This is a genomic window from Methylomonas defluvii, assembly GCF_033949435.1.
GTDB classification, from domain to species: Bacteria; Pseudomonadota; Gammaproteobacteria; order Methylococcales; family Methylomonadaceae; genus Methylomonas; species Methylomonas defluvii.
This window is the reverse complement of record NZ_JAXARY010000003.1, coordinates 181,583-196,494: the sequence shown is the minus strand read 5'-3', so window position 1 is coordinate 196,494 and position 14,912 is coordinate 181,583. Positions and strand designations below refer to the sequence as shown.

Sequence of the window (14,912 nt, the reverse complement as noted above, 5' to 3'; positions counted from 1 at the left end):
GGTTAAATATTGTCCGCGAATTTAAAGAGGCGCATTGCAGTGGGGCGCCAATAGGCGTAGCCGTATTGCGCCGCATGTTGGTCATTAATGTTTTTGTCGCGGACCGGTTTGTCCAACTTGTTGATGGCTTTGGCGGCGCCAGTCTTCAGCCTAATGCTCCAAGGCATTGAGTTGCTGCTCCCATTCCGCCAAGCTGATCGTATCGTCCTTGCCGCTGGTCAATTCTGCTAACGCCGCATCGGCGGCGGCCACATCGGCCAAGTCTTCGAGGTAATCACTGAGTAGATTTTTGATTAGTTGTGCGGGGCTTACGTGTTCCTGCTCAGATACCTGACGGAGCAAGTTCGCCGTGTCGTCGTCGATATTGAGTGTCATCATGTTGCTGCCTCTATTGTGATTTTAGACGCTTAGTCTCGTTGTGTAACGGCCGAGGGCCATAGGATGCGCTGAACAGCGTACACCGCACTTGTGCCCTTTAGGGTATCGTTCGCGATTTGTGCGGTTCGTAAACTCACCACACCACGCCTGCTTTTGCTGGACATTTGCCATAGGCACTTTCGTTTCGTCTGACGTATTTTGGCCGAATTTGAGCCTAAAACTACGTCCTTATCCACCTTGATCACACAGATTCCAACTCTATTTTTACCTTTTTACCGAGCGCGGCGGCGGCACTTACCAAGGTGGTCAGGGTTAAACTGGTATCTTCTTCGTCCAGCAAGCGATTAAGAGAAGCCCTGCTAGTGTGCATTTTTTTGGCCATTGCCGTTTTACTGAGTTTTAGCGCCGACATGCCTTCCGATATTTGCCAAGCGATGACCCTCTTGGCCGCTACCGCTGTCACTTCGTCAAGGATAGCTTCCTCACTTAGGAAGTCGTCGAAGCTGCTACCGATATGAGGGTTTTCTTCTTGGTTAGTGTTCATTGCTTACCTCGTATTGTTTTCAATCTTTGTTTTGCCAAATCGATTTCCGCTTTCGGTGCTTTTTGACTTTTCTTGATAAAACCATGCAGCAAAATCATCGTCTGTTTATCGATGACAAACAGAACGCGGGCTATTCGGTTGTCCAGCTTAATTCTGACTTCCCAAATGTCGCCTTCGAGATGATCGATTAACTGCATACCGAGAGGCCAGCCGAATTGCACGGTTTTAATATCTTCGCCTATCGTTTTTCTGTCTTGAGCGGATAATCCTTTCAACCATTCTCTAACGGGCTCGCTGCGGGCAGCCGTTGCAAAATCTAACGGAAAGGATTGGAATCATTGATGCAGCGTATCAAAATCGGTACTTAACAACAAGATTGACTCTCCGAAACATTCGATAGCCGTTATGGCGGTTGACCGTATGCCGGCGACTGTTCGGCATTTAAAAACTCCATGACGATAGAACTTTATCACCCTACCGATCCGCCGGATGATTGATACCGTCACCGGTTCGCACTTCGCCCAAGGCCGTAAGGCGCAATCGTAGGGCGTTAATAGGTGTAGCCGTATTGCGCCGCATGTTGGTCATTAACGTTTCGGCGCACTACTCTAAAGCTAATGCGCCCTGCGCGGCTGAGTTTTACCATGGATCAACTATTCGACCGCTTTCGTTTACACCAAAGGCAGATATACATCCGTAATCTGTTCGTGTTCGGGCGTTTCAGGCACCCGTTTGATGTAATGAAAAAACAGTGGAAATTCCCGCAATTCCTCTCCGCTATCCGGCAACCACTCCCGGTAAAGGTAATAAACACTGTCGCTGATACGGTCGGTTGAACCGATATGGCGCACCACGGCGCAACGTCCTCCCGGAATCAATTTGTTGATCACCCCTTGCGAGTTTTCCGGCACGGGTTGCTTGACCTCACCGCATACATCGAATCGGAATGACTCTGCGGGCGTGACAGCCGGGTCGTCATACGCGATACCAAACGTCCGACTGCTGGCGATCGGCGACAAGCCGCTCTGTTTGCGCCAGTCTATGAAGCCTCTGACCGACTCCATTATCAGGCTGGGCGGGCCACGGTGCTCCAAGACGGCTATTGTGGTTTCTGAAAATTCGACGATGTTGACGTTCATTTGGGGACTCCTTATGCGTTTGGGTAATAGCATGCGCTCATTCCAAGGCTGCCATGCTGGGTGCTTTCGAAATTGAGTAGGCGTTTGTCCGAAGCACTTTTTGAATGCGCGGGAGAACGATTCCGCATTTAAGAAACCGGCGTCCAAGCTAATATCGGTAATGCTGCGCTGCTCCTGAAACACTAGTTGGTAAGACGCTTTGCGTAAACGCAATAACTGAATGTAGCGCGTCGTGCTCAGCCCGGTGTAAGCGGAGAATTGCCGTTGAAAGTGAAACCGGGAAAAATTGGCCTGTTTGCTCAGTTCATTGACCGACACCGGCTCGAACAGATGCTTGTCAATGTAATCGAAAATCCTATCGAAGCGCATGGCATAGGCCGCGCTGGCCGTTTTATCATCCACTTTCATACCTCCTCAATCGAGCGCTACTGTAACAAGCGCAGAATCATCTCGCCTGACTCAACGTGCTCAATCGACCAGAGGCATATCTAAAACAAATTCGCGCACTGCGGTGACGAATGCATCGGCCTGATCGTGCATGATGAAATGGCCGCTGTTGCCGACCACGATATGCCGCGAACGGCGGGACAGACGGGCCAGATCATCCTGTTCGGCCTGTTGAATTTCGGCAAGCGCCTTTTCCGCTTCGACATCTTTACCCGCTCCCTCCGCTTTGCGCGCGACTATAGCCAAATCCACCAGATTGCCGGCGGTTAGCACCAATAACGGAAGATTACCTAAGCTGCGTGGCGGCGGTGTCGTCGGATCAAGTCCTTGGCGCATCACGGCGATTTCATTGACTACCGCATGAGCGGTATCGGTGCGGTTTTGTATCGCGGTTTTCGCAGCCAGGATTTCAGCCGGTAGCGGAGATGGCCGGCGGTCGGCATCGGCGATGCCCAGCAGCCTGACCACACCGAGCCGCGATAACGGTTCGGCAATTGCGATTTGCAAGGCTTGTTTCCGATAATCCCGGGCAGCGTAGGGATACTGGTGCATGGGGCCTTGTTCATGCGTCGAATCGACCAGAACGATACCCTGTGTCTGTTCGGGAAACCGGTGATAGAAAGCACGCACGTAAATTCCGCCCCGCGAATGGCCGACCAGCACAAACGGCGGGGCAATGCCGGCGTTGTGCAATAAGGCCTGCAGGTTTTCAGCCACTTCTTCCGGCTGGATAGCAGCGGCTATGGGATCGCTCCAGCCCAAGCCTGGGCGGTCGTAGGCGCAAACGCGCATGGTCTGGGCAAGCTTGGCGTGAACCGGATACCAGCTCAACACGTTTTCGCCTAGGCCCGCTTCGAGAACCAACGTTGGCGAACCGGAGCCCATGCAGTAAAGATGGAGATTCACGCCTTTCGCTGAAATCATGCGTCCTGGCGGCGGGAATGCGGCCTGGTCGGCTGCGGTTCTTTTGGCTTGATAAACGACTCCCATCAGCGCGGTGAGGCAGACAATCGCCAAGCCAAAGCTCAAGTAGCGCAAACGCCGCGATAAAACGAATGTCATGTCAGCCAACGAGATAATGGATTGCGAACAATGGAACCACCTACATATCACAGATACGTTTTGCGAATGCATTCACGCTCTCCCAATCGGTAAACTCAATCACGAGATTGGGATTGGTAGGCCCGTTAGTCATCCACATAATGCAACGGATGATATGTCTATCTAAGAAACGACAACTTGCATAGTCAATTTTTCCGGCAAAGGCTGCCAAGCGGATTTTTTCAGAAACTTCCTGATGTAAGGATTGGTTTCCGGTCGATTTTTATCAGGCATTCACGCCGTCAGATTGACCGAAAAAAACGCGCTGGGTTTGTTGATCAGGATGGCTAAATTTCGCCTCACCCATTCGTATTGAGTCTTGTGCCGATGCAACAAATTCGGCCGAATGGCCTGTGCCGGTGATTCGTTGACACTGCCTGCATTGGCATAAAAAGACAGACGCGGCTCGGATTTCACTGCGTATTGAACCGCTCCGCACATGCAGCCGCCTTCAAATTCGCTCATGCAGTCTCTCGATGTTAGGCGTGGGGAAAAGCAAATGGCGCTGATTTGTATTCCATAAATTCGCTTACTATCTGCTTACCAGAAACTTACAGGCAACAAAAAAGGCCTAGGTCGTTAAACCTAAGCCTTTGATTTGTCTGGTAGCGGGGGCAGGATTTGAACCTACGACCTTCGGGTTATGAGCCCGACGAGCTACCAAGCTGCTCCACCCCGCGATTGATTTGGCTTATTATACAGACCTTAAATTATTTAGCAAGCAATAAACATGCTATTTGTTAAATAATGTCACCAGATAAGTTCCTTATCTGCTTGCCGTTGCTTTTAAAGCGGATGATTAAGGTTGGCCGGCAGGCAAATCCGCTGTATTCAGATCGGTATTCAAACAGGTGGGATGACCGAAACCTCCTGCGCTAATTCCGGTACCACCGTTCGGATTGGCGGCAATGTCGAAAATGATATTATCAGGACGCTGTGGATCGCCACTCACTCCCCCGACGCCGACAATGTGGTCAAGCCCCAGATTATGTCTGACTCTCCAAGCGATATTATGATCGGCACAAGAGGTGTCGCCGCTTAAACCAACGCCACCGACCAGCGTTTTTCCGACTGAGTACAAGCCCAGGCCACCACCGAATACATTAACACCACCAATTTTCGACCCTACCATAGGATCTTGAGGAGTACCGTTTAAGCCTGGGTTTCCGCCGTAAGCAGCGCCCGTTTCAACGGGATTGCTCTCTTGAAGTCCGAACAAACTACCACCAGGTTGCACGGCTGAATATAAATTCGCTGTCGATAACGCCAAACCATTGGGTTTGCCGGAACCCGCGGAATCTGAGGAAAAATCAAGACTCAGCGAATTGGCGGTATTGGCTTTTTGCGCCGAGATAACTCGACTGGCCGGCCACTGTGCACCCCGATTGGTTCCGGAAAACGCTACGGCACAAACCACGCCGTCACGGTTGACTAAAGTGGCCCACATATGCAAATTAAGCCCGCTTTCCTCCGCACTCACTGCATCGTCAAGTGCTGCTTTCAATGTGGCGTGATTAGGCAAGCCCCTACAGGCTTGCCCCACTCCTTTATTGCTATCTTTATCTGCGATTGCCGCGCCAGCGCTGGTCAGCATCACAAGTGAAGCAGCGAATAGCCATCTTGTATTCATAAAAAGTCCTCCTAAGTGTTTGTATAGTTATTAGGTTTGAAGCTTAATATTTGCGGCATTCGCTGCACGCAACTAATCCCCCAAACCGGCATGGATTTTAGTCGCATGAATTATCATGGGTCAAATGAGAACAATGCCCCAAAACCACTGGCTTGTTGAACGAAAACAACGCTCACTCAGTTCGCCGGAAAATCAAACCAGAAGTGCATAATCAAGCCGGCAAAAACCCCTGCCACCACGTCGTCCAGCATAATGCCGAAACCACCATGCACGTGTTTATCAAGCCATTTGATCGGCCAAGGCTTGACGATGTCGAACAAGCGGAACAGCACAAAACCGGCCAATAGACTCTGCCAGGAATAGGTTACGCCGGTCATCGTAATCAAAAATCCGGCGACTTCATCCCAAACAATACCGCCGAAGTCATGGACTTCCAATTTTTTAGCGGCTTGACCACAAATCCAGATGCCGATGCAAACGCTGATCAGCGTGACCGACAGATAAATCCACTCATTGGTTTGCAGTAAAGCAAGGTATAGCGGTATCGCGGCGAGCGTGCCCATCGTACCGGGCATTTTCTTAGCCAAACCGGAGCCGAAACCAAACGCCAAAAACAAGGTGGGATCTTTGACGATTTGTAACGCAGTCAAACGTGCGTTGCCGTAATGCTCTCTAAGAAAAATGCTCAAAACCCTTCACCTCGAATGCCTCCACGCGCCCAGCCTTACGCATCCGCAAACCCGGCTCGGCTTCGATAATCCCCACGCAAGTAGCCGCCGGTAATGCATGAGAACAATCTGCCGGCACCGTAAAACACAATTCGTAATCGTCTCCGGCAATCAAGGGCATACGCCAATCGCCGCTGTGATTGATGAACTCTGCCACTGAAGCGGATAGCGGCAAGTTGTCCCATTGCAAACACGCACCGACGCCGCTTTGCTGCAAAATGTGTCCCAAATCGGCAGCTAATCCGTCAGAAATATCGATACAGGCATTAGCGATGCTACGCAGCGCCAAACCTTCCGAGACTCGCGGTTTTGGCTGGTTAAAGCAACGCAAAGCCAACTCCGGATCTGCGCAGACATAACCCTGTTTAATTTTTAAACCCAAGCCGGCGTTACCGAGCTGACCGGTAACGTATATCAAATCGCCAACCTGGGACCCGGAACGCAATAGCGCCCTACCCTGCGGCACCGCGCCCATCGCCTGTACCGTCAAAGTCAACGGTCCGGACGTGGTGTCGCCGCCAATCAGATCGACATTGTGCTGACGAGCCAGATTGATAAAACCTCGTGAGAACGCTTCCAGCCAGGTTTCATCGACTTTAGGCAAAGTCAAAGCCAAGGTAACCGCGAATGGCTCGGCACCCATGGCCGCCAAGTCACTAAGATTCACCGCCAGTAATTTATGCCCCAGCAATTCAGGATCGGCATCGGCAAAGAAATGCACATTCTCGACCATCGTATCGGCGGTGACCGCCAATTGATGGCCGGCCGGCAGGTTCAGTAACGCGCAGTCATCGCCTATACCCAATTGATTGAACGGATGCCTAGGAGCATGCACCGCAAAATAGCGGCGGATCAAATCGAATTCGGCGACTGCCATCAGTTTTGAGATTTCGCCTGCTTGGCGGCAATCTCGACGGCACGCTGTTTCTGTGCGACTTTATCTAGAATGCCGTTGACATATTTATGACTGCCGTCGGCGCCGAAATCCTTAGCCAGATTGACGCCTTCGTTGATGATGACTTTATACGGCGTTTCCAAGCGGTTCATCAGTTCGTACGCGCCGATGCGCAGAATCGCCCGCTCCACCGGATCGATTTTTTCCACCGGCCTATCGACAAATTCGGCCAGGGCCGCGTCGATCACAGCCAATTGTTTCGGTACGCCATGAAACAATTCGCTGAAATAGGTTTTTTGCGCGCCTTTCAGATGCTCTTCTTCCAGAAAATACGTTTCGATACGGATCAGGCTCTCGCCGGACATTTGCCATTGATACAGCGCCTGTACCGCGCACTTTCTGGCATTGGTTTTTGCTTGACTCATTAACGACCCAGGTTGTTGAACAGACTGACCATTTCGATCGCCGACAAGGCTGCTTCCGCGCCTTTGTTACCGGCTTTGGTGCCGGCACGTTCGATAGCTTGTTCGATGCTGTCCACGGTCAACACGCCAAAAGCCACCGGTACGTCGTATTGCAAAGCCACCTGAGCAATACCTTTCACGCATTCGCCGGCTACATATTCAAAATGCGGTGTACCACCGCGAATGACTGCACCCAAAGCGATAATCGCATCGTATTTTTTGGTGGCCGCAATACGTTGCACCACCATCGGCAACTCGAAAGCACCCGGCGCCTTCACCAGAGTGATGTCGTTTTTATCCGCGCCATGGCGCACCAAGGCATCGATCGCACCACCTTCCAATTGTTCGACGATAAAGCTGTTGAAGCGTGAAGAAACGAGGCAAAACTTGCCGCCTTGCGCGGAAAAGTTGCCTTCCAGAGTAGTGACTGCTGCCATGTGTTTACCTGTTGTTGAATGATTAAAATGCTGTAAAACGTGTCGAATGAATCGACCCTGCCTTAATGCGTTGAATCGATATGTTCGACGACTTCCAAATCGAAGCCGGACAGACCGATGTATTTTTTCTGAGCCCCCATCACCTTCAGGCGCCGCACACCCAAATCCGACAAGATGCGTGAGCCGGCTCCCGTGGTGCGCCAATCCGAATCGGCACTTAAATCCTGACTGTTTTTGACGCCATGATCCTGCATTTGATAGGTGTGGATTAGTTCCACCAAATCCTTGTTGTTTTCTTTTTGGCGAATGATCACCAAAACCCCGCGCCCGGCTTCGGCGATATTTTTCAAGGCTTCCCGCACCGGCAAACTGCAATCGCTGCGTTTGGAAAACAATAAATCGTCGATCAGGTTGCGAGCATGAACCCGCACCAGCACCGGTTCGTCGCCAGCGACATTGCCCATCACCAAGGCCAGATGCACATTATCGTCGTTGCAATCCTGGTAAGCATATAACCTAAAGTCACCGAATTCGGTCGGATAGACGCATTCGCTGATCCGCTCCAGGGTGTTTTCGTGTTTGATGCGGTAGTGGATCAAATCGGCGATGGTGCCGATTTTCAGATTGTGCTGTTCGGCGAAGACTTCCAAATCCGGCCGCCGTGCCATCGAACCGTCGTCGTTCAGAATTTCCACAATCACTGCCGCCGGCTCAACACCGGCTAACCGGGCCAGATCGCAGCCCGCTTCCGTATGGCCAGCCCGGTTCAACACGCCGCCGGCTTGTGCCATCAACGGGAAAATATGCCCCGGTTGCACCAGATCACTCGGCTGGGCGTTTTTTGCTACCGCCGCCTGCACGGTCAACGCGCGGTCGGCGGCGGAAATACCGGTGGTCACGCCTGTAGCCGCTTCAATCGACACCGTGAAATTGGTGGTGTACGGCGTATTGTTGTCGCTGACCATCAAAGGTAAACGCAACTGTTGACAGCGTTCGCGGGTCAAGGTCAGACAAATCAGGCCGCGGCCGTATTTAGCCATAAAATTAATATCTTCCGGCCGGGCAAAGGCCGCCGCCATCAACAAATCGCCTTCGTTTTCCCGATCTTCGTCGTCCATGATGATGACCATCTTGCCTTGACGAAGGTCGGCTATGATTTCTTCTATGCTATTCATTTAATAAAGCCTGCGTTTTGTAATAAGGCCTCGGTGACGCCGCCTTGACTGTAAGCAGCGACTTCCCCTTGCATCAGACGTTCCAAGTAGCGGGCCAGCAAATCGACTTCCAGATTTACCTCGCTGCCGGCTTCGGTTTGACCCAAGGTGGTTTCTTGTAAGGTATGCGGCACGATATTCACGGAAAAATAAGCGCCATCAACTGTGTTGACAGTCAGGCTGATGCCGTTAATGCAAATCGAGCCTTTTCCGGCGATGTATTTGGCCAGGGAATCCGGCGCCTTGAATTTGAAGCGAATCGAGCGGCCATCGGCCTGTTTCTCGACCACTTTACCAATACCATCGACATGACCACTGACAATATGCCCGCCCAACCGACTGGAAGGTGTCATCGCCAACTCCAGATTCACCGGCGTACCGGTACTTGCGGTCTTTAAAGTGGTACGCGACAAGGTCTCATTGGAAACGTCGGCGCAAAAATAATGTTCGCCCAACTCCACAGCGGTTAGGCAAACACCGTTCACCGCAATGCTGTCGCCCAACGCGCATTCGCGCAGCGATAACTTGCCGGTATCGATAATCAAGCGACAATCGCCACCTTTAGGCTGAATGGCCTTGATTTTGCCGATGGCTAAAATTATCCCGGTAAACATGGTTATCACTCAAAAAAGGTAAAAATGTCCGTTACGATTAGCGCGACGCGGGCTCGGTGGTTTGATTTGGCGTTTGGGGGTCTGGGTCTTTCTTTAGCGATTTGGCCGGCTTACGATAAACATCAAAGGTTTGATAGGTGCCGCTATGATAATCGTAGACTTCGATTTCGTGCTTTTCGCCGATCACTTTGCCGCCTTGAATCTGCAAGGTGCTGGTTTCCGGTTTATCGTCCTCATCCGCCGTCGCCCAAGCAGGCAGCAGGCTAATTAACAATGTCATTACAACAATACTTTTCATCGTTTCAATCAGTTTTTGCTTGATAACGCAATCTCAAATCCGGTCCAATTTGCCGGGCTTCTAGCAGGCGCAGGCATTTTTTATCCTGCATGGTCAATATGCCCGACAGAGTGAACAGGCCGCGCGCTTGATCGCCCAATACACAGGGCGCCATGTAAATCAACCATTCATCGATCAGCCCACTATCTAGCAGCGCACCGTTCAGCGTGGCACCTGCCTCCACCCAAACCGTATTGATTTGTAACTCGGCCAGCAACTTAAAAACCTGCGCTAAGTCTACGCGACCATTCCGCGCATCGACTTGAAAGACTTTGCAGCCCACATCGCGTAATTTTTGCTGTTTAAGCGCATCGTCGCTACAGGTCATAATCCAGACGTCTACCGCATTGTCCAACAGCTTGGCGGACAAAGGCATGCGTAATTGCGAATCCAGCACCACTTTGACCGGCTGCAACGCATCGAAATCCACACGCGCACTCAGTCGGGGATCGTCGTACAGCACCGTATCGATGCCGGTGACAATCGCGCTGCTGGCCGCCCGCCAGATCTGCACATCTTGCCTGGCGTGGACGGACGTAATCCATTGGCTCTCGCCGGATGCCAGCGCCGTGCGGCCGTCCAGGCTCATGGCCAGCTTGCTGCGTATCCACGGCAAACCCTGCCGCATGCGTTTAAAAAAGCCTTGGTTTAGCGTTTCCGCTTCTTGCTGCAAGACGCCGACCAGCACCTCAATGCCGGCTTCGCGGAGTTTCTGCAATCCGCGTCCGGCCACCAAGGGATTAGGATCCTGCATCGCCACGACGACTCGACGGATGCCGGCAGCGATTAATGCCTCGCTGCACGGGCCGGTTTTACCATGATGGCTGCAAGGCTCCAACGTCACATAAGCTGTCGAGCCTCGTGCGTTGTCTGTTTTGGCCAGCGCATCGACTTCGGCATGGGCAAACCCGGCGCGTTGTGTCCAACCCTCGGCAATCACCTTTTCGTCCTTGACCAACACGCAGCCCACATGCGGATTGGGGTCAGTCGTGTATTTACCGTTCTGCGCCAATTTGACGGCTCGCGCCATATAGGCCGCGTCTTGGCTAGGCGTCATGCTTTTGCAGATTTTCGATCATCGCGGTGAATTCGGAGACATCCTGGAAGCTGCGATACACGGAGGCGAAACGCACGAAAGCGACATGATCGAGTGTTTGCAATTCTTGCATCACCAATTCACCCAATTCGCGAGCCGGAATCTCGCGCTCGCCTTTTGCCGTCAGGGCTTTCTTGATCCGGCTCAGTGCGGCCTCGACGGCGTCTACTTGGACCGGGCGTTTTTCCAGGGCTCGCTGCATACCAGCCCGCAGTTTGGCTTCGTCAAAGCTCTGCCGGGCGCCGTTGCGTTTGATGATGCGCGGCAAGGTTAATTCCACCACTTCAAAGGTGGTAAACCGCTCTTTGCAGGCCACGCATTCCCGGCGGCGTTTGACTTGATCGCCATCGTCGGCCAAGCGGGTATCGATTACCCGAGTATCTTGTGCTGAGCAAAACGGACAACGCATAGTTAAAGAGCCAAAGCCAGGTTCAAAGGGCGGCCATTTTATTACAGAATGGCTTTATATTGAAATCGGCTAATAAACCGCGCCTCATTCGTTCAATACCCCTTTTGCGACCGAGCGGATGTGCACATCGCGCTGCGGAAAAGGTATCTCGATATGGTGGGCCAGCAAGGCTTCGTAAATTTTCGTGTGCAGGCGATGGGTAACCACCGTCCTATCGCTGAGTTCGCGGACGAATACGTTAATTTTGAACTGCAGGGCGCTATCACCAAAACCAATAAAGATTACCACCGGTTCCGGATCGCTCAGCACTTGCTCTACGCTTTTTACCGCATCCGCCAGAATTTCCTCCACCATCGCCACGCTGGTGCCGTAGGCTACGCTGACCGGCACCACCACTCGGGTGACGGTATCCGACAATGTCCAGTTGATCAATTGATCGGTAATAAAGGTTTTATTCGGCACTACCAACTCTTTTCTATCCCAATCGACAATATGCGTCGCCCGCATTTGTATTTTGCTAACCCGACCCGTGACATCGCCGACGGTCACGGTGTCTCCGACCCGAATCGGCCGTTCGAACAGCAAAATAATACCCGATACCATGTTCGCGAAAATCTCCTGCAAACCAAAACCTAAACCTACTGACAGCGCAGCTACCAGCCACTGCACTTGCGACCAGCTACCGCCAAGCTCGTTGGCAATCGCCAGAAAGGCCACGGTAATCAGTGAATAGCGCACCAATTGAATCAGCGCGTAACGGCTACCGGCGGTCATCGCGAACTTGCCGGCGGTTATCAAATCGACCAGAGCCGGAAAGTTACTGGCAAATATAAAAGCCAGTCCGCTATACACTAAACAAATCAATAGATTGATCAAGGTAATAGGCGCTAATATTTCCTTGCCGTCCACCATTTCAATATGTTGCCACAGCACCACCTGATCGAATACCGTCAAAGCCGGTAAAATATCGCTCCAGATCATCCAGAAACCGACCAACATGATCACCATGACCACCGTGGTCAACAACTTATGGCTTTGCTGATTAATTTTGGAAATATCCAGCAACTGCTCCTCGACAGGATACCCCCCTTCCAGATTGGCGCTGCTAACGGCGGCTTGCTCGACCTGCTTGCGTTTTTTTTCCGCATTCTTCAACGCCAGCTTGCGTTCGGTATTGCGCAACCAACGCAATAACAAGCCTTGGAACAATACGGTGAGAAAGATCAAACGCAAGCTCATTATCAACTTGCCTTGCAGTTCCAGCGCACTTTGGTAATAGCCCGTCACCCCAAAACCGATGATTACCAAGGGTACCAAAATCGCAATTGCGTACCACACATAGCGCAAGCGGCTAATCCAGCCTTCCGATTGCAAATACCAGTTCTTTGCCAATCCCGACTGCGGGTGCATCAGACGGTGAAACAAATAGGCCATCGTTGCCATCATCAAGATCAACGCAGTTCGGCCCAATGCATAACTGTGTTCGGAGAACAGATCACTACCGGTCATTGAGATAAGAAACACGCAGGGCACCAGTATGAATCGGGCCCACTTCATTTGCGTGTACAACAACAAAATAGCGTGATCCGACCAATGGAACAGGGTATCCGCGACACCTCGCGGCCTAAACAATCGATAGAAGAATTGCACCAGGCACAATGACAAGGCCGAAGCGATTAAACCGGCGGCGAACGAGTGACTGAAAAAATCGGCTCTTGCGTTCAATATCAGCACGCCACCGATCCAGGCCATCAACAAGGCCCCGTAAAGAGACATCAATAACAGATAAAGCAGACTGGAAACAATGTCGCCAAAATTGTGATTGATGGCTTTTTTTGCTAACAGCACGGCGAGTTGCTGCTTGATTCGAACCCGGAAACGCCAATGGAGTATTACGATACCCAAACCCACTAATACCAGGAGCGGGAAATGGTTGATGCCATCCCAAAAAGCCGTCGCCACACCTAGCCAATTGCTCGGACTCATGAACCATAGCAATGAGGAAAAAATTTCCTGAAAATAATGTTTGTCGATAACCGGCGCACTAGGCACCCACAATAAACGCTGATCCAGATAGCCGCTAAATTTATCGGCGATACTCAACATTTGCTGCAAACTGAAATCAACGTCACCCAAGAGCCGGCCGTAGTCGTTATATCCGCCCGCCAGTCTCGCCACCAGGTCTTTCTGGTCGTTCAACAACATGCGTAACTCGGTACGCACCCGTAGCCTTTCCGACTCGTCCGTCTCCGCCGGCAATTGGGCAATGCGCGTCAGCAACACTTGGTTAATATCGGCCAGACTTTTTTTGGCCTCGTCCAACTTGAACATTTCCAGACTGGTCAAGGCAATCTGGTTTTGAACCTCTTCACTCAAGGTGCCGTATTGTTTACGTTGCGGCAAGTTACGGCGCTGTTCGCGCAGTAAATTGCCCAAAGCAGGACTTAAGCCCGCCAGGCTGATTTTTTGCTCGGCGCTCTGAAAATCTTTCTCCAGCTGCTTATATCGAACGTCTATTTCATTTTTTTGGAGCGAGTACTGCTCCATGTTTTTATTGATTTCCTGCAAACTGCGGTTGAACTGCATGTTCTCTTTCGTGGCTGCCCGAATCAACGGATGTTTGCCCTCCGCGTCCTTTTCGGCCTGCAATAATGCTGCCTGCTCTTTATCAGTTTCCTGTTGGCGCCGCTCCAGCAAGAAATTATCGAGGTCAGCAATTAGTAAACTCTGCTGCTCCCGTTGCAGGGTCAACAGATGTACACGATCCTTGTTAGCTTGCAGTTGCAAGGGATTACTAAGATTTTCCAATTCCAGCGTTTTCAGCGTGCTGTTTAACAGACGAATCCGGCTATCCAGTTGTATCTGCCTGGCCTCTTTTTGATAAAGATTGTCGTCAGCCCTGGATGCCAAACTCTGCTGTTCCTGCTGACTGGAAGTCTGTTTGCTCTTGATTTCGGAGACTTTTTCGCGAATCCATTGCGGCCGACTGTTCAATTCGCCCAAAGTCGCTTCGATACGGCTGATTTCGGCGTCTAAATCGCTAAGCTTGGTTTTTTCGATAAGCAGGCGTTGCTCCAACTCATCCGTCGGAAAAATCACCAGCTTCTCAGACTTCCTATTTTTTAAATTGCTCTCGGCCTCAGCTATTTGCCTTGCCAATTGCTTCATTTCTATCGGTAGGCTGTTTAAAGCCTGCTTGAAGGATTCGGCTTGCGCGTCCTGCGCCTCCAATTCGTTGAGGTTATCTTCACTTTCGTGATACGCCGCCAAAATCCGGTTTTTCTGTTCTTCAGGCAGATTCTGCTTATCTTTGATGACTTGAATACGTTGCTGTATATCGGTATGCGACAGCGTTTTGTTGGCCGGGTTTTGATTTGCGGCGTGGGCAAGGTTTAAACTGATCAACAAAAACAGCAAACAAAAGGTAAAGCCGGGTCTTAAAAAATTTGGTTTCATGCGTTGGTTGGATAAAAATAAAT

Annotated in this window: 19 protein-coding genes and 1 tRNA gene; all 20 read right to left on the bottom strand. The window is 51.3% G+C overall.

The annotated features are described in order from the left end of the window. Positions 1–2 precede the first annotated feature (2 nt). The 20 genes from QLH52_RS05260 to QLH52_RS05170 all read right to left on the bottom strand — a co-directional run bounded on the left by QLH52_RS05260 (position 3) and on the right by QLH52_RS05170 (position 14,889). The gene (locus QLH52_RS05260) at positions 3–167 is read right to left on the bottom strand and encodes a hypothetical protein (RefSeq protein ID WP_319960796.1); all 165 of its coding nucleotides are present in this window, start codon (positions 165–167) and stop codon (positions 3–5) included. Further along, the gene (locus tag QLH52_RS05255; RefSeq protein WP_319960795.1) at positions 151–378 is read right to left on the bottom strand and encodes a DUF6290 family protein; all 228 of its coding nucleotides are present in this window, start codon (positions 376–378) and stop codon (positions 151–153) included. Before QLH52_RS05255 ends, QLH52_RS05260 begins: the two co-directional genes overlap by 17 nt. A gap of 241 nt (positions 379–619) precedes the next feature. Beyond that, positions 620–922, bottom strand: a complete 303-nt coding sequence (locus tag QLH52_RS05250) for an XRE family transcriptional regulator (protein WP_319960794.1) — start codon at positions 920–922, stop codon at positions 620–622. Further along, complete coding sequence (locus QLH52_RS05245) at positions 919–1,197, bottom strand: type II toxin-antitoxin system RelE/ParE family toxin (protein WP_319960793.1); 279 nt, start codon at positions 1,195–1,197, stop codon at positions 919–921. The genes QLH52_RS05250 and QLH52_RS05245 overlap by 4 nt, the downstream gene beginning before the upstream one ends. Positions 1,198–1,593: 396 nt before the next feature. Beyond that, positions 1,594–2,463, bottom strand: coding sequence for an AraC family transcriptional regulator (locus QLH52_RS05240; protein ID WP_319960792.1), 870 nt, complete (start codon positions 2,461–2,463; stop codon positions 1,594–1,596). 66 nt (positions 2,464–2,529) lie between these two features. Further along, complete coding sequence (locus tag QLH52_RS05235; protein ID WP_319960791.1) at positions 2,530–3,570, bottom strand: alpha/beta fold hydrolase; 1,041 nt, start codon at positions 3,568–3,570, stop codon at positions 2,530–2,532. Positions 3,571–3,610: 40 nt separating this feature from the next. Then, positions 3,611–3,781, bottom strand: a complete 171-nt coding sequence (locus QLH52_RS24575; RefSeq protein WP_425257064.1) for a flavodoxin domain-containing protein — start codon at positions 3,779–3,781, stop codon at positions 3,611–3,613. A gap of 54 nt (positions 3,782–3,835) precedes the next feature. Then, on the bottom strand, positions 3,836–4,048 hold the full coding sequence (locus QLH52_RS05230) for a GFA family protein (RefSeq protein ID WP_482194185.1): 213 nt from the start codon (positions 4,046–4,048) through the stop codon (positions 3,836–3,838). A 164-nt stretch (positions 4,049–4,212) separates the two neighbouring features. After that, positions 4,213–4,289, bottom strand: a tRNA-Met gene (locus QLH52_RS05225). A 119-nt stretch (positions 4,290–4,408) separates the two neighbouring features. Then, complete coding sequence (locus QLH52_RS05220; RefSeq protein WP_319960789.1) at positions 4,409–5,239, bottom strand: heme-binding protein; 831 nt, start codon at positions 5,237–5,239, stop codon at positions 4,409–4,411. Positions 5,240–5,415: 176 nt separating this feature from the next. Beyond that, positions 5,416–5,928 (bottom strand): phosphatidylglycerophosphatase A family protein, encoded by a 513-nt coding sequence (locus QLH52_RS05215; protein WP_205454293.1) that lies wholly within the window; start codon positions 5,926–5,928, stop codon positions 5,416–5,418. Continuing rightward, positions 5,912–6,844: a thiamine-phosphate kinase gene (gene thiL / locus QLH52_RS05210; protein ID WP_319960788.1), complete on the bottom strand. Its 933-nt coding sequence runs from the start codon at positions 6,842–6,844 to the stop codon at positions 5,912–5,914. Before thiL ends, QLH52_RS05215 begins: the two co-directional genes overlap by 17 nt. Further along, a complete protein-coding gene (gene nusB / locus QLH52_RS05205) occupies positions 6,844–7,287 on the bottom strand; it encodes a transcription antitermination factor NusB (protein WP_033158640.1) in 444 nt (147 codons plus the stop codon). Before nusB ends, thiL begins: the two co-directional genes overlap by 1 nt. Next, positions 7,287–7,763, bottom strand: a complete 477-nt coding sequence (gene ribH / locus QLH52_RS05200; RefSeq protein ID WP_033158641.1) for a 6,7-dimethyl-8-ribityllumazine synthase — start codon at positions 7,761–7,763, stop codon at positions 7,287–7,289. Before ribH ends, nusB begins: the two co-directional genes overlap by 1 nt. 62 nt (positions 7,764–7,825) lie before the next feature. After that, complete coding sequence (gene ribBA / locus QLH52_RS05195) at positions 7,826–8,938, bottom strand: bifunctional 3,4-dihydroxy-2-butanone-4-phosphate synthase/GTP cyclohydrolase II (protein ID WP_319960787.1); 1,113 nt, start codon at positions 8,936–8,938, stop codon at positions 7,826–7,828. Beyond that, complete coding sequence (locus QLH52_RS05190; RefSeq protein ID WP_319960786.1) at positions 8,935–9,591, bottom strand: riboflavin synthase; 657 nt, start codon at positions 9,589–9,591, stop codon at positions 8,935–8,937. Before QLH52_RS05190 ends, ribBA begins: the two co-directional genes overlap by 4 nt. 37 nt (positions 9,592–9,628) lie before the next feature. Beyond that, entirely contained in the window at positions 9,629–9,871 is a 243-nt protein-coding gene (locus tag QLH52_RS05185; protein WP_319960785.1) for a hypothetical protein, read from the bottom strand. A 22-nt stretch (positions 9,872–9,893) separates the two neighbouring features. Beyond that, positions 9,894–10,985, bottom strand: coding sequence for a bifunctional diaminohydroxyphosphoribosylaminopyrimidine deaminase/5-amino-6-(5-phosphoribosylamino)uracil reductase RibD (gene ribD / locus QLH52_RS05180; protein WP_319960784.1), 1,092 nt, complete (start codon positions 10,983–10,985; stop codon positions 9,894–9,896). Further along, positions 10,975–11,433 carry a transcriptional regulator NrdR gene (nrdR, locus tag QLH52_RS05175; protein ID WP_064037024.1) on the bottom strand — a complete coding sequence of 153 codons (459 nt, stop codon included), beginning with the start codon at positions 11,431–11,433 and terminating at the stop codon, positions 10,975–10,977. The genes ribD and nrdR overlap by 11 nt, the downstream gene beginning before the upstream one ends. An 84-nt stretch (positions 11,434–11,517) precedes the next feature. Next, the gene (locus QLH52_RS05170) at positions 11,518–14,889 is read right to left on the bottom strand and encodes a mechanosensitive ion channel domain-containing protein (RefSeq protein WP_319960783.1); all 3,372 of its coding nucleotides are present in this window, start codon (positions 14,887–14,889) and stop codon (positions 11,518–11,520) included. Positions 14,890–14,912: the final 23 nt, after the last annotated feature.

Bases quoted from the DNA above. Each gene is read 5' to 3' on its own strand.
- QLH52_RS05250 (WP_319960794.1), bottom strand. From the start codon at position 922: ATGAACACTAACCAAGAAGAAAACCCTCATATCGGTAGCAGCTTCGAC.
- QLH52_RS05255 (WP_319960795.1), bottom strand. From the start codon at position 378: ATGATGACACTCAATATCGACGACGACACGGCGAACTTGCTCCGTCAG.
- QLH52_RS05185 (WP_319960785.1), bottom strand. From the start codon at position 9,871: ATGACATTGTTAATTAGCCTGCTGCCTGCTTGGGCGACGGCGGATGAG.
- nusB (WP_033158640.1), bottom strand. From the start codon at position 7,287: ATGAGTCAAGCAAAAACCAATGCCAGAAAGTGCGCGGTACAGGCGCTG.
- QLH52_RS05170 (WP_319960783.1), bottom strand. From the start codon at position 14,889: ATGAAACCAAATTTTTTAAGACCCGGCTTTACCTTTTGTTTGCTGTTT.
- thiL (WP_319960788.1), bottom strand. From the start codon at position 6,844: ATGGCAGTCGCCGAATTCGATTTGATCCGCCGCTATTTTGCGGTGCAT.
- ribH (WP_033158641.1), bottom strand. From the start codon at position 7,763: ATGGCAGCAGTCACTACTCTGGAAGGCAACTTTTCCGCGCAAGGCGGC.
- QLH52_RS05260 (WP_319960796.1), bottom strand. From the start codon at position 167: ATGCCTTGGAGCATTAGGCTGAAGACTGGCGCCGCCAAAGCCATCAAC.
- QLH52_RS05220 (WP_319960789.1), bottom strand. From the start codon at position 5,239: ATGAATACAAGATGGCTATTCGCTGCTTCACTTGTGATGCTGACCAGC.
- QLH52_RS05235 (WP_319960791.1), bottom strand. From the start codon at position 3,570: ATGACATTCGTTTTATCGCGGCGTTTGCGCTACTTGAGCTTTGGCTTG.
- nrdR (WP_064037024.1), bottom strand. From the start codon at position 11,433: ATGCGTTGTCCGTTTTGCTCAGCACAAGATACTCGGGTAATCGATACC.
- ribD (WP_319960784.1), bottom strand. From the start codon at position 10,985: ATGACGCCTAGCCAAGACGCGGCCTATATGGCGCGAGCCGTCAAATTG.
- QLH52_RS05190 (WP_319960786.1), bottom strand. From the start codon at position 9,591: ATGTTTACCGGGATAATTTTAGCCATCGGCAAAATCAAGGCCATTCAG.
- ribBA (WP_319960787.1), bottom strand. From the start codon at position 8,938: ATGAATAGCATAGAAGAAATCATAGCCGACCTTCGTCAAGGCAAGATG.